Source organism: Pseudoalteromonas sp. GB56 (assembly GCF_054923835.1).
Map to the genome: position 1 here is coordinate 517,685 of NZ_JBPCHK010000001.1, position 14,269 is coordinate 531,953.

Genomic DNA, 14,269 nt, shown 5'->3' on the forward strand with positions numbered 1-14,269 from the left:
TCAATCGACAAGGGTAACGACAATGAAAAAGAACAAAACCTCCGTGCTTAAAAGTGTAATTGCGAGTGCCGCAATAACCTTTGGAATGGCAACAGCTCATGCTGACGAAGTCGAAATCAAAGCGCAAAAGCTCACGGACAGTCTCTACGTCTTATTTGGCCAAGGCGGTAATATCGCTGCGCATGTAGGCCAACAAGGCACTTACATTATTGATGACCAATTTGCCAAACTCGCCCCGCAAATCAAAGCTAAGCTCAAGGAACTGAACCCTGATGCTGCGGAATTTGTGATTAACACTCATTACCATGGCGACCACACGGGCGGCAACGAGGTGTTCGCAAAATCAGGCGCGCATGTGATAGCCCATCACAATGTGCATAAGCGTTTGCAAGCCAAGCATGGCGACGATTCAGATTTTCTGCCGAGACTCAGCTTCTCAGAAGATATGACACTGCATTTTAATGGCGAGCATGCGCGCTTACAGCACTTTGCGCACGCCCATACCGATGGTGATAGTGTGGTGTTCTTTGACAACGCCAATGTTGTGCATATGGGAGATATCTATTTTAATTTGGGCAGTTTGCCATTTGTCGACGTCGATGGCGGCGGCAGTGTGGATGGTATTCTCACGGCAGTCCAAACTGTGATGGATGCTATTGGTGATGACACTCAAGTCATTCCGGGCCATGGACCTATGAGCAACAAAGCAGGATTGCAGACCTATCACGACCTTGTAAGCAAAGCGAAAGGCATCATGCTAAAAGCCATTGCTGAGCACCAAACATTGGACGCTGTGTTAAAAGCCGACCCGTTAGCTCCGCTTGAATTGGAATATGCTAGTTGGCTCCCTAAAGAGCGCGTCACTACGTTGTTTTACCGCAGCCTAACTGGCGAGATTAATTAACATTTGTTACTGCTTAATTTATACTCGCTGTTTCTAGATGGATATGTTTAAGGCACAGCGAGTATGAATAACAATAATAACCTACCTGATATTTCAGCCACGGTCGGCAAAAAGAAAGGCTTAATAAGTACATTTTTTATCGTCCTTGTTATAGCGCTAATCGCATTTAAGAGTATGTATACGGTAGATGAAGGCCATGTGGGCATCATCAAGCGCTTCGGAGAAGCGACAGAGCAAGTTAACCCAGGTTTACATACGAAAATACCCTTTGTGGATACCGTCGAAATGCTCGAAATCCGCACCCGTAAAAATGTTGAAAAACTGCGTGCAGCAACGCACGAACAAATGCCTCTAGAGGCAGAAGTCAGTATCAACTGGACGGTAAACCGCGAAGAAGCCTTTGAGTTGTTTAAAAGTTACGGTGGCTTAACCCAATTTGAGAGTCGTATCCTCGACCCCAAATTACGTTCAGCAACCAAGGATGCGCTGGCGCGTTACAAAGCAGAAGAATTAATTCAAAACCGTTCTCAAGTAATTGCGCGTATCGAAGAGTTACTGTTAGAGGAAATGAAAACGTATCCTGTAAAACTCGACTCAGCACAAATCGAAGACTTGGTTTTACCTCCTAAATACATTCAATCGATTGAAACTAAACAAACTGAAAAGAACTTGGCAGCCGCAGAAAAGCACAAACTAGAGCGTCAAAACCTTCAAGCTCAACAAGAAGTAAATACCGCCAATGCACAACGAGATGCAGCAAAAGCAAAAGCGGATGGTTTAGCTTATGCCATTAAAGTTGAAGCCGAGGCGCAGGCTGAAGCAATTCGCTTAAAAGGTTTGGCTGAAGCCGAGGCGATGCAGAAAAAAGCAGAAGCCATTAAGAACAATGCCACCTTGGTAGAATACATTCGTGCTCAGCAATGGAATGGTCAAATGCCAACTACGGTTATGGGTTCTGACCAAGGTATTCTTTGGAATATGAAAGAAAAGTAACCACATAGTGGCCAACGTACCGGCAATCTATGAGCTGGTACGTTGCCTTTTCCTGCTTAAGCTGCGTTTCCAGTGGCATGCGAGCGAGACAGTAACCAAGTTTGGTTGTAGTAAACAACGACCAGTAAATTAGCTAAAAACCACATATCTTTAATAATAAACTGGCTAAGCCCAGTTAATAACGTCGCACTATCAAATGCCCCCGGTGTTGACAGCAAAAAGGTTTGTGTGACGATGAATACACTGGCGCAAAACACGATGGCAACCCATGCCAAAAATCGCTTCTTTGAGGCCACAGATATAATTAATAACAGTGCAAAGCTAATATCAAAAATACCAATTAGGTTTGACGTTGTTTGCACATCCCAAAATAAATACATCCAAGACATAAGCACTGAATTTTCTACAAGTGTAACGATAGCCTCAGCTTCGAGAGGCACGAACTTCATTCCACCAATCCAAAACAAGACCAAAGCAACTGGGAAAATATTTAGCCAAGTCAGAAAGTTGCTGCTAATACGATGATGACAAAACAGAAATAATGTCAGTGCCAGTAAGGCGAAGTATTTAATGATCCCTTGCCCGGACCCTATCACCGGAAACCCACCTTCACTGGCGATATAGCGAGTGTGACTGAGCAAGGTAAGCAATGGCACAAGGGCGATAATAACAAGAAGCCAAAATGCAGTGCGTTTGAACAGAGGCAGTCGATAATGCATGAATAGCGATCCTGCTGCCAGCAACATCACAACACCAATCAAACATGATCCAGTCTCAGGACTCATTAGGCCATCCGTTAGGTATACGGATAGTATGCCCGCAGCCGCACCAGGGTTTGCCCCCAACACAAAAGACAACCCGAGTGCTAACAAGGTGAGTGCACTTAGGAGTCGAACAACACACAAGGTTTTGTTTAAAGCCATCAATTGTTTCCGATAATCGTCAAATATTGACATACAAGACCGTGCAAACGCATTTTTATGCTCAGCAGCACAAAAAGTCTTCCCGCAGATAATGCACTCTTCATGATTCATCCAGATTACTAACGGGTGTTGTCAACGTTGCCTTGAGGCGATTCCATCATCGAGATTAGCTTGGCGAATCAGACTTTTTGTAAAATAAATCGAAAAATAAGATAAATTTTTGATCGCTTTTTGTCCTCCATTGCGTAAGTAACGAGGCTATCTTGTTACACATATGAGGGATTAACACGTGAATAACTTACTTAAATTACTGCTAATACCGAGTTTGTTGGTACTCACTTCGGCATGTAGTGACGACGATGATGATAAAAGCCCCACCGAGCCGCCATCGCTGCCTTTGACAACCGTCGTTGAAGTTGCATCTAGCTCAGATGACTTTGATACCTTGGTGGCAGCGCTTGAAGCGACAGGCTTAGATGCGACATTAAGTGACATGGATTCTCAGTTCACCGTGTTTGCGCCAACGGACGATGCGTTCGCACTGCTGGGTGAAGAGACCCTCAATGCGCTGTTAGAAGACCCTGACACACTGTCATCTATACTGACCTACCATGTTTTGGGGTCACGAGTAGAGTCCGGTGCTGCAATCGCTGCAGCAGGTTCAACTGTGGAGACCGTTAACGGTGCGTCTGTGGGCTTATCACTGTCTGGTGATGACTTGCTGGTGAATACCGCCACCGTCACCATGGTTGATATTTATGCATCTAACGGTGTCATTCACGTGATTGATGCCGTGCTCATGCCACCGATGCAAAGTGACGAGATGCCGACAATGAATATTGTCGAAACGGCTGTCGCCGCGGGCAATTTCACCACGCTCGCAGCTGCACTTGAAGCCGCTGATTTAGTCACTGCTTTGAGCGACGAAAGCCAAATGTACACCGTGTTCGCGCCAACCGACGATGCGTTCGCGGCTTTGGGTGAAGAAACCATAAATACGTTGCTTGCTAACACCGACGTGTTGAGTGAGATCCTATTACAACATGTGGTCAGCGGCAAAGTGGATGCGGTGACTGCTTTTAGCTTAAGCGGCATGCAAGCCGAGACGCTTTCAGGCAACATGATTGATATCATGATTGACCCAGAAACAGACACGCTCAAGTTTGGTGATGCAACGGTGACCATGACCGATATCATGACCACCAACGGTATCATTCATGTGCTCGATACTGTGGTCGTTGGCGATGTACAAGTGCCTGCACCTGCGCAGTCAATCGTCGATATCGCTGTGGCAGATGGTAACTTCACGTCGCTCGTTGCGGCACTGCAAACCACTGGCTTAGACATGGTGCTTGCTGACATGGACCGTGAATTCACCGTATTTGCGCCGAACGATGCGGCATTCGAAAAGTTAAACCAAGCGACGGTCGATGCGCTTTTTGCGGATGCCGAAGCGCTGTCAGACTTGCTGTTGTACCACGTATTACCAGATGCAACAGTGCAATCAGATGCCGCTATTGCAGTCGCGAACTCAGACAACCCGATGATCACCATGGCGAATGGCGATATGGCAACTCTATCAATTCAAGACAACATGCTATACATCGATGACTCACAGGTTATTGCAGCCAATGTGGCAGCGGAAAACGGTGTAATTCATGTGCTTGATACGGTATTGATGCCGCCGCAGCAATCAATTGTGGACGTTGCAGTAGGTGCTGGTAACTTCACGACCTTGGTCACTGCACTGCAGGTAACTGGTTTGGATGAGGTACTTGCGAATTTAGACAGACAGTTCACCGTGTTTGCGCCAACGGACGAAGCGTTTGCGAAATTAGATCAAGCGACCTTAGCCGCCTTACTAGCGGATCCTGATGCGCTTGCTAACATCCTGTTGTATCACGTGATTGCCGATACAACGGTGATGTCTGAGGCGGCAATCGCTGTTGCCAACTCAGCTAATCCAATGGTGGAGATGGCAAATGGTTCGATGGCTAGCTTGTCTATACAAGATGGCATGCTGTACATCGACGATGCATTGGTCTCGGCCGCGGATGTTGAAACAGACAATGGTGTTATTCATGTCATTGATACCGTGATAATACCGCAATAATCCTACTAAAAGACTCAAATAGACCATTTGATTCGACCACCCAAGCCCACGTTTCTGTGGGCTTTTTTATGGCTTAGAAAACGTCTTTTAAGGTGGCCATCATTTCTGCGACCGACAATTGCTGCGGCGTGTCGTAATCACTGAGTAGGCTGTCTGCCAACTCGCGTTTGTGTTGGTGCAGCGCGAGAATTTTCTCTTCGATGGTGCCTTTGGCGATGAGGCGATACACGGTCACAGGACGAGTTTGGCCGATGCGGTGGGCACGGTCGGAGGCTTGTTGTTCAACTGCGGGGTTCCACCATGGATCCATGTGAATCACATAGTCTGCTGCGGTTAGGTTTAGACCCGAGCCACCCGCTTTTAAACTGATCAGGAATACGTCACCCTCACCGCTTTGAAAGGCATCGATGCGGGCTTGTCGCGCTGCTGCGGGTGTTGAACCATCGAGGTATTGATAGCGTATTCCGAGCTCCTCAAGGTATGCGCGAATGAGCTGTAAATGACCTACGAACTGACTGAAAATCAGCGCCTTGTGTTGATTTTCTTGTAACTCTTCGAGCAAATGGCCGAGCGCATGTAACTTGCTGCTGGTGAGTAGGCTATTGGCGCTCACTAATTGAGGATGACAACATGCTTGACGTAATTTTGTGAGTTGCGCTAACAAGGCAATGCGCTGCTCACCTGGGTTATCGAGTTCCTGTAGCGCGCTCATTTGCTCAAGGGCATTTTGGCGCAGCGCTTCATACAAATGTTGTTCGTCGTCACTGAGTGTCACCAGCTGGTCAATGTCGGTTCGTGGCGGCAGTTCGGTCAGTACTTCTGATTTCAGGCGGCGCAGGATGAAAGGTTTGATTAACTCTTTGAGCGCGCGTTTGGCTTTGAGTGCTTTAGCGGGTTCTTGTTCGTGATTATCAATAGGTACTACAAAGCGTTGGCCGAAACGTTTTAAATTGCCCAGCAACCCAGGGTTCACAAACCTAAACAAGCTCCAAAGCTCTGTGAGGTTGTTTTCGATTGGCGTACCTGTGGTGATCAAGCGGAAATTGCCTTTGAGGGCGTATGCTGCTCGCGTACGCTTGGCGAGCGGATTTTTTAACGCTTGGGCCTCGTCAGCCACTATGGTGTGCCAACGTATTTTCTCAAGCGTTTCAATATGGCGTTGCATCTGTTGGTAGCTAATTACCAAGCAGTCAAAGGCGTTACTGCTCTCGATGGCCGCTTGTTGCGCCTCAAGGGTTTTAAGCTCACTGAATAACTGCATTTTGAGAGTGGGTGCAAATTTTTTGCTCTCGTTTTGCCAATTAAAGCACACCGACGTTGGCGCAATGATGAGTGCTGGCCCCTTGGCTGCGCGGGCAACGAGTACCGCCAATGCTTGCAGCGTTTTCCCTAAGCCCATGTCATCAGCCAAACAGCCGCCAGCTCCCCAGTGCGCCAAGCGCATGGCCCAATCAAAGCCATCCGCTTGGTAGTCGCGTAGTTGTGCTTGCAAGGTACTTGGTACCCTAATATTCAAGCTGTTGGCTTCACTCATGCGTTGGTGCAGCTGCTCCCAACCGGGCACGGTTTGCATGCGCATACCTGTGGTGTGGTCGCGGATAAGACGGCTGCTAAGGGGGTGGTATAAGCCTTTGTCTGCTGCTCCAGTGAGTACATCAAGTTGTTCTTTAAGTTGCTTACTCAACGCCACAATGCGGTTGTCTTCCAAGGTGATAAAACGCCCGCCGCTGGTGGCCAGAGCATCCAGTAATTGTCGTAACTCCAATACCTTACCATCGTCAAAGGTGGCGCTGCCGGTAATATCAAACCATTCATTATGCTGGTTGATACTGAGTTGAATGTTCTCACTTTTAAGCTGCTTGGCGATGTGCAGTGTTTTGCCGCGCGGCCAGCGCAGCTTAATAGGCAGTTCGCTATGCGGCGTTGCTAATAGCAGTTGTAACTGCTCTAACGTTGCTAGTGCGCCTTGCCAATCGCTTTGTGCTAAACGTGTATCTTGCATGGCTTGAAAGTCATGACAATGTAGGTCTAATTGTTCTAGTAACCTTTGCTCATACGCCAAATCACGCTCTAGCGCGATGCGTTTCCCTTTAATGTGAGCACTCACATGACGACTCCCCAAGCCGGGTTTCATCGCTGGGCCATGCTCGCCAAAGGGCATCACCACACATTCAAAGTTCAGGCCTTCTTTCAATGGGGTGATATTAATCACCAAGTGCTTATCAGGATCTGTTTGGCTGAGCGTTTCACCTATGCCATCAATATCCGATTCGATGTTAATGAGCGGCGCGATTGCCTTAATACTGTCTACCGCCTTGTGCTTCGCGTGCTTGGGGATAACCAGCCCAGATTCGCCGACAATTTTCGCAACCTTGAGGTGATTTGCATTAAATATGCTGAATTCTGCTAAGCCGTCTCGTATCAGCTTGATGCTTACGATAGGGGGCTCAGGTTCGCCATTGAGCGTCGGTAGATTAGCTATGCTCACGCTTAAATCGTCGCCATGAGCGACAATACGGATACTCGGTTCACGCTGCGTGAGTTCGAGTGCTCGGCCATCAGCGTCGATCAAGTTGTCGGCCCCCACCGCAGCAGGTAGGGCTTTAGTTAAATTCAGACGATATTCTTTGCTGCGGTAATAATCATTGCCGGTGAGGGTGTCGATATGCGCACAAATCGCCCGGTCTTGGTCGCTCAGTAAGAACGCCTCGGGCTCAGACAATAAGCGTTTTAAGCTCAATGCCTTGCCTTTGCTCCAGCCTTGCTTTGTGCGTTTTTGCTCTTTGGGTTTGAGACTGGCATCAAAGCGGCCAATTTCCAATTGCCACACAACGCGGCAGGGTTCCACGTGGGCAGTTTTGGCTGGCGAGTCCAGTGCCAATAGTTGTTCAAGGGCGAGATCCCAGCTTTCTTGAGCGCGCATAAGTTGGGTAATATTAAACGTAAAATTCAGCGAATCGCCCTCGATTTGCTTTAAAAAGTTTGCAAATAGCGGCCACTGAATGTGTTCGAAAAAGCGTGCCGCATCGGCTTTGAGGTTTAATAGCCAAGGCTCTGGTGTGCGCACTGTCCATGTGTAAGCAGCGAGTGCAAAACACACGTACAGGTAATAATTCAGTCCCTCGCGCTCGCAATAGCCCAAATAATCTTGGCGAAATAGGTAAGTATCGCGCCCTTGCAAGTGCAGTAATACGCGGCGCATGACCAAGTCAATAGACAGTGCAAAGTCACCACGGCGTTTATCTTGTTGTTGGTGATCCAGCTCCAGTAGCAGCGTGTGCCAGGTGGATTTGTCTTGTCCTTTGCCCATGGCCAGCAAAGTTAGCTGATAGAAAATGCCATAAACACCCTCTAAATAGGGCTTTTTGCGTTTTTGATAACGGTTTTTTTCATCTAGCGCCTGCTCGAACAGCCCTTTGGCTTTGGCAAAGTGTTGGTTTAACAGCGCGGCACAGCCTTGCAGTAATAAGCTATATGTCGAGGTGTCTTGGTCATTTAAGGTTTGTTCAAGTTTGCTAAGCTCACCGCTGAACAGGTACTGCTCGGCCTTTAAATACTGCAGCCACCTATTGTGTGGCAACGCATCACAGGCTTGGTGTAACCAATGCAGAAGTTGCGCTGTGCTTTGGCCTTTTTGCCGGTGTGCAGCGAGCAGCGTAGCAAACGCTTGATATTGTAAGCGTGCGTCGAGGGCTGCGAATTCCTCCAAGTTAAACGGATAAAACAACACGCTGCATAGCGCGGGTGTTTGCTGCCAATCAAGTGCCATGGGATTTTTAGGCAGACTGAGCAGCTCAACGACACGTTTTTGCTCTCCTAAAAAGTACATATCGCGCAGCAAGCGGCGCTTATCTGCGGTGTTGTCTTCCCACTGATAACTACTGAGCACAGGCGCGACTTTTTCTGCTGCGGTTAACAGTGCAACATAGAGGTTTTTAGCAAGACAACGCTTCACCAAGGTGTTGGCGATTAGGCGATTAATGATGAAGCCGTGGCGACTTTTTTGCACCAAATCGAGTTCACATAAATCGGCTATGAAATGCTTGATCGCTTTGGCATTCACTCCCTGTAATTCAGGCAAATCTAGGTTTTCTATCATGCGCGAGAGGGCATGTGCCTCAATGGGCTTATAGATCACCGCCAGCGCCAACGCGATATGCTGATGTTGAGAAGAGCATTCGTTAAAGCAATGCAACAGTGAGGCAATCGCATCGTTTTGTTCTGCTGTGACGGTAATAAAGTGCATGATGTAGGGGAGTTAAATTGGGTAGCCACACGCTACCAAAGAGGGCAATGATGGGCAAGGGTAATAAGGCCGCTATGCGGCCTTATTGATGTGGATTTATAGTGCTAGCTTGAGGATGTTGCTTGCTACATCCGGTGTGATGTCGCCATGCTCACCCAACGCTTGCAACCCGTTGCGCGTTAGATTGGCTATCGCTTCGTCTACAGCATGCTCGCCCAAGTCGTAATCCCCTAAACGCGTTTTAACACCCATCTGCTCGAAAAAGTCTTGAACGGCTTTGATTGTGGCATCAACCAGCGCATCTTCGTCGGCGTTTTCAATGGCAAACACGCGACGACCTAATTGCAGAATTTTTTCGCGTTTTTGCGCTTTTTTCTCGAACATCAACGCAGGTAGTACGATGGCGAGCGTTTGTGCGTGGTCTAAGTTATACAAGGCAGTGAGTTCGTGGCCAATCATATGCGTTGCCCAATCTTGTGGCACCCCTTTACCTATCAAGCCATTCAGCGCCATAGTTGCAGACCACATCACATTAGCGCGCACGTCATAGTTTTGTGGCTCTGTTAACGCTAATGGGCCTTGCTCAATCAGCGTTGAGAGAATGCCTTCAGCAAATCTATCTTGCAGAGGTGCATTCACAGGGTAGGTGAGGTATTGCTCAATCACATGCACAAACGCATCGACTACACCGTTAGCTACTTGGCGCTTGGGTAGTGAATAGGTGTAAGTTGGGTCAAGCACAGCAAAAACAGGTTGCACAATTGGCGAGCCAAAGGCACGCTTTTGTTGCGTTGCTTTCTTGGTAACTACTGAGTTGCCATTACTTTCAGAGCCTGTTGCTGGTAGCGTCAAGACGGCACCAATTGGCAGTGCACTTTTTACTTCTGCGCCATTAACTAGTATATCCCAACCATCGCCATCGTAATGCGCTGCAGCAGATATATATTTCGCGCCATCGATCACACTGCCACCGCCTACCGCGAGGATAAAGGTAACATTGCGTTCTTTAACCACACTCAGCGCTTCGCTCAGTGTTTCGTATGTTGGGTTCGGCTCCACACCGGCAAATTCAACATAGTTGAAGCCTTCTAGCGCGTTGATCACATCATCGTACACGCCATTTTTCTTGATTGAGCCGCCGCCATATAAAAATAAAATAGTGTCAGTTGGCTTTAAGCGCTCTTTAATTTGCTTGATTTGGCCTTCGCCAAATAGAATTTCTGTGGTGTTTTTAAATTCAAAATTCAACATAGTTATACCGCCTATTATTGACTGCGTTGGTTCAGCGCTGAAATAAGTTCTTTCGCTAATTGTTTGTCTGAAAAAGGATTTTGACCTGTAATAAGTTCGCGGTCTACGACTACATTCGGTTGCCATTCGCTCGCAAATGCCATATTGCCGCCCGCAGTTTTCATGGCTTTTGCTGGGTAATAACGTAGCTTCTTGCCGTTTAATGAACCTTCAAAAATGGCTTCTTCAGGGTTTGAGAAAATGGTCATCTTATAGCCATCATACAGCCAGTTTGTGGCCGTAGCGTCTGCCCCTTGAGCAATATTTTTCTCGTACTCAACAGGTGATTGCTGTGCTGACAACAAGGCGATAGGACCGTGGCAAATTGCGGCTGTTGGCTTACTCTGCTCATGAAAATGCTGCAAAATGGTGCGAACGTCCGTGTTGTTAGCTAAATCAATCAAAGGTGCATGACCGCCAGGGATAAACACCCCGCTGAATTTACCTAAGCCACTTTCTATGACTTCTGTGAGCGTATGAGTGTCGTCAATACCTTTTATGTTGGCAATCACATTTTTGATGCGTGCCATTTCTGCTTCATCACCACCAAAATACATGGCTTGCTCAGAGTTTTTGTCCACCGCAGGTGCATTGCCTTTGGGTGTTGCCAGTACCAGTTCGTATCCTGCTTTAATGAGTTCATCAGCTGGCACGCCGAACTCGTTAAGATAGTAGCCGGTTTCATATTGGCTGCCGTCGGCAAGTTGCATCTGAGTTTCACTTGAAAGCAGCACCAGCACTTGCTCTTTTTGCTGCTGGGCAAAGCTTGGGTTTGCGAAAGCCAGTACTGCCCCTAATAGGACTGTTAATTTTCCAAAGCGCATAGGTCGCTCCTTAGTTGACTGTGTTGATACCAATGCATAAACAATGTACACAGTGTAGCTAAGCTCTATAATAAGTAGAATTCAGTTTAATTTGGGTTAGGTATAATATATCTGATATCACTTTATGTCTTACTTTGTGCAATTACGAACCTTCGTTGAAGTTTACCGCTGTTTGAACATCTCACGTGCGGCGAAGAATCTTGGCCTTTCACAGCCCGCAGCGACCGCGCATATTCAAAGTGTGGAATCGACGGTTGGTAAAGCGCTGTTCACTCGTCGTCATCGTGGTGTGGAACCGACCAACCTTGCCCATGAACTGGCGGCGCAAATTGGCGGCCATTTTGATGCTATAGAACAAAAAATGGCCTCGACGCGCAGTCGTTCCAATGAAGTTCGAGGCACCATTACTTTAGCAGGTCCAGCGGAATACATCAGTTATGTGGCCTCTGCGCAGTTGGCGAATTTACTGCAAGGGGGTCACGTGGATGTGGTAATTCTGCCTGGCAACCGAGAGCAGATTTATTCTGCATTGGATAACGGCACCGCTGATTTGGCGATCACCGCGTCACTGCCTGATAGCACGATGTATGATTACCAAGTGCTCGATAGTGAGAGGCTTATGTTGGTAACACATAAGTTGTTAGCTGATTCACTGCCGAGCAAGGAGGTTGATGCTAACCTTCTCAATACCTTGCCTGTGGTGAGCTATAACACCCAATTGCCACTTATTCGTGAATACTTTGATGTGGTGTTTAAAGCACATTGTCGCTCGCAGATTATTGCGACGTGCCCAGATATTCGCGCGCTAGCGGGCATTGTGCGCACGGGCGTGGGTTACTCCGTATTGCCAGATTATTTGTGTTATGAAGATTTGCGCACCGGCCGCTTAGTAAGTTTAGGTCCTGAAGGGCCCGAGAATAATATTTACCTTGCCTGGCGCAAGGGGGCGTTAGCGCACCCGAGAGTGAATTACGCACGCGACATCATGATGGCGTTTTCGAATATTAATCGCTATGCCTTTCATCGCGAATAACTAAACACCCCTTTCGTTTTGTCATGATCATCGCCACAATGACAAGGAATCAAATTTTAGGAGGTCAGAATGTCCCTCGAGAAAACCCATTTAGCGATATGTAATTTATCGAAAGAGCAATATCCAGAAATCAAGCAGTTGATGGATGAGGCTTACCCTGAGTTGGGAGGGGCGTGGCCGAGTCATACAATTTTCAGGCTCATTGATCAGTTCCCCGAAGGGCAAATCGGCATTGTTGATGATGGCAAACTCGTTGGTTTAGCACTCAGTGTGCAAGTTGATTACAGTCGATTTTCTAACCCGCACACCTATGATGACATCGTTGATGCGCATGACCGCGTATTCAGTGACCCTAACGGTGATGCATTGTATGGACTGGATGTTGCCATTTCCTCAACACACCGAGGCATGCGCTTGGGTAGGCGTCTTTATGATGCTCGTAAGGAGTTGTGTCGCCAGTATAATCTGCGCGCCATTTTAGCGGGTGGGCGTATTCCCCAATACCACAACTACAGCAAGCAAATGTCGCCGATGGAGTACATCGAAAAGGTCGACCGTAAGGAAGTGTATGACCCTATTCTCACATTTCAATTATCGAATGATTTTCAGGTCAAGCGACTACTTAAAAAATACCTGCCAGAAGACGAGGAATCGGTTGGCTATGCGACCTTGCTAGAATGGAACAACATTCTTTTTGAACCGACTGACACTGTAATAGAAAGCACTAAATCGATTGTGCGTGTTGGTGCCGTGCAGTGGCAAATGCGTCTAGTCGACAGTGTTGATGAGTTGCTAAAGCAGGTGGAGTATTTTGTTGATACCGTCTCTGATTACCAAAGTGACTTTATTCTTTTCCCAGAGTTTTTTAATGCGCCTTTAATGGGCTTGCAAGAGCATCGCAGTCAAACCGAAGCAATTCGTTTCCTCGCTGAATACACCGAAACTTTTGTGCAGGCGATGTCGCGTATGGCCATTGAATACAATGCCAACATTATTACTGGATCGATGCCTGTAGCCGAAAACGACATCATTTATAACGTCAGTTACTTGTGCCACCGCAGTGGTAAGGTGGATGAGCAACGTAAAATACATATCACTCCGCATGAAGCCAATGATTGGGTTATTCAAGGCGGCGACAGTGTCGCTGTGTTCGAAACGGATGCTGGGCGCGTGGGTATTCAGATTTGTTACGATGTGGAGTTTCCCGAGTTGTCGCGTATTCTCGCTGAGCAGGGGTTGGATATTTTATTCGTACCATTTTGGACTGACACCAAGAATAGCTATCTGCGTGTGCGCCATTGCGCCCAAGCGCGTGCCATCGAAAACGAATGTTATGTGGTGCTTGCTGGCAGTGTAGGAAACTTGCCAGAAGTGGAAAGTTTGGATGTGCAGTACTCACAAGCCGCGGTACTCACGCCGTCGGATTTTTCATTCCCCCATGATGCTTGTTTAAATGAAGCAACACCGAATACCGAGATGCTGCTATTTTCTGATTTAGACATGGATAAATTGAAAATTCTCCACAGTGAGGGGACGGTGCGTAACCTCAAAGATCGCCGCAACGATTTATACAGTGTGAATCTCATTAGAGGGAAGAACTAATGGCGTGGGTATACCTTATTTTCGCTGGCCTATTTGAAATTGGTTGGCCGGTTGGCTTAAAGCTCGCGCAGGAGCCACAAACTCGTTGGTTGGGCATCGTTATGGCGGTGGTGTTCATGGCAATCAGCGGCTTTTTACTCTGGCTTGCACAAAAGACGATTCCTATGGGGACGTCTTATGCAGTATGGACGGGCATCGGCGCCGCAGGTACCTTTTTAGTAGGGGTATTCTTTTATGGGGATAGCAGTTCACTGATGCGTTATTTCGGGGTGTTACTTATTATTGCTGGAGTGATCACGCTAAAGCTGGCGCATTAATAGATATTGTATATACAAGTTTGC

Annotated in this window: 10 protein-coding genes; 6 read left to right on the plus strand and 4 right to left on the minus strand. The window is 47.4% G+C overall.

Translation table 11 applies throughout. The features are described 5' to 3' along the window. The first annotated feature begins 22 nt into the window (after nt 1-22). Nucleotides 23-904, plus strand: a complete 882-nt coding sequence (locus tag ACH19P_RS02390; protein WP_462156929.1) for an MBL fold metallo-hydrolase — start codon at nt 23-25, stop codon at nt 902-904. 63 nt (nt 905-967) lie between these two features. Continuing rightward, entirely contained in the window at nt 968-1,897 is a 930-nt protein-coding gene (locus ACH19P_RS02395) for an SPFH domain-containing protein (RefSeq protein WP_462156930.1), read from the plus strand. A gap of 56 nt (nt 1,898-1,953) precedes the next feature. Here ACH19P_RS02395 and ACH19P_RS02400 read toward each other — a convergent pair whose 3' ends face one another. Beyond that, entirely contained in the window at nt 1,954-2,820 is an 867-nt protein-coding gene (locus tag ACH19P_RS02400) for a DUF417 family protein (protein WP_462156931.1), read from the minus strand. A 289-nt stretch (nt 2,821-3,109) separates the two neighbouring features. On the opposite strand from ACH19P_RS02400, the gene ACH19P_RS02405 reads away from it, so the two are divergent. Next, on the plus strand, nt 3,110-4,933 hold the full coding sequence (locus ACH19P_RS02405; protein ID WP_462156932.1) for a fasciclin domain-containing protein: 1,824 nt from the start codon (nt 3,110-3,112) through the stop codon (nt 4,931-4,933). Between the two features lie 73 nt (nt 4,934-5,006). Here the strand turns inward: ACH19P_RS02405 and ACH19P_RS02410 are convergent, their stop codons facing one another. From ACH19P_RS02410 to ACH19P_RS02420, 3 genes are all read right to left on the minus strand, one after another. Beyond that, nucleotides 5,007-9,179, minus strand: coding sequence for a DEAD/DEAH box helicase (locus tag ACH19P_RS02410; protein ID WP_462156933.1), 4,173 nt, complete (start codon nt 9,177-9,179; stop codon nt 5,007-5,009). Between the two features lie 96 nt (nt 9,180-9,275). Further along, on the minus strand, nt 9,276-10,430 hold the full coding sequence (locus ACH19P_RS02415; RefSeq protein WP_462156935.1) for an iron-containing alcohol dehydrogenase: 1,155 nt from the start codon (nt 10,428-10,430) through the stop codon (nt 9,276-9,278). Nucleotides 10,431-10,444: 14 nt separating this feature from the next. Then, the gene (locus tag ACH19P_RS02420) at nt 10,445-11,293 is read right to left on the minus strand and encodes a type 1 glutamine amidotransferase domain-containing protein (RefSeq protein WP_462156937.1); all 849 of its coding nucleotides are present in this window, start codon (nt 11,291-11,293) and stop codon (nt 10,445-10,447) included. A gap of 124 nt (nt 11,294-11,417) precedes the next feature. Here ACH19P_RS02420 and ACH19P_RS02425 point away from each other — a divergent pair, with 124 nt between their 5' ends. The 3 genes from ACH19P_RS02425 (at nt 11,418) to ACH19P_RS02435 (ending at nt 14,245) form a co-directional block, all read left to right on the plus strand. Continuing rightward, nucleotides 11,418-12,326, plus strand: coding sequence for a LysR family transcriptional regulator (locus tag ACH19P_RS02425; protein ID WP_462156938.1), 909 nt, complete (start codon nt 11,418-11,420; stop codon nt 12,324-12,326). A 69-nt stretch (nt 12,327-12,395) separates the two neighbouring features. Next, entirely contained in the window at nt 12,396-13,928 is a 1,533-nt protein-coding gene (locus ACH19P_RS02430; protein ID WP_462156939.1) for a GNAT family N-acetyltransferase, read from the plus strand. Further along, a complete protein-coding gene (locus tag ACH19P_RS02435) occupies nt 13,928-14,245 on the plus strand; it encodes a DMT family transporter (RefSeq protein ID WP_347391520.1) in 318 nt (105 codons plus the stop codon). The genes ACH19P_RS02430 and ACH19P_RS02435 overlap by 1 nt, the downstream gene beginning before the upstream one ends. Nucleotides 14,246-14,269: the final 24 nt, after the last annotated feature.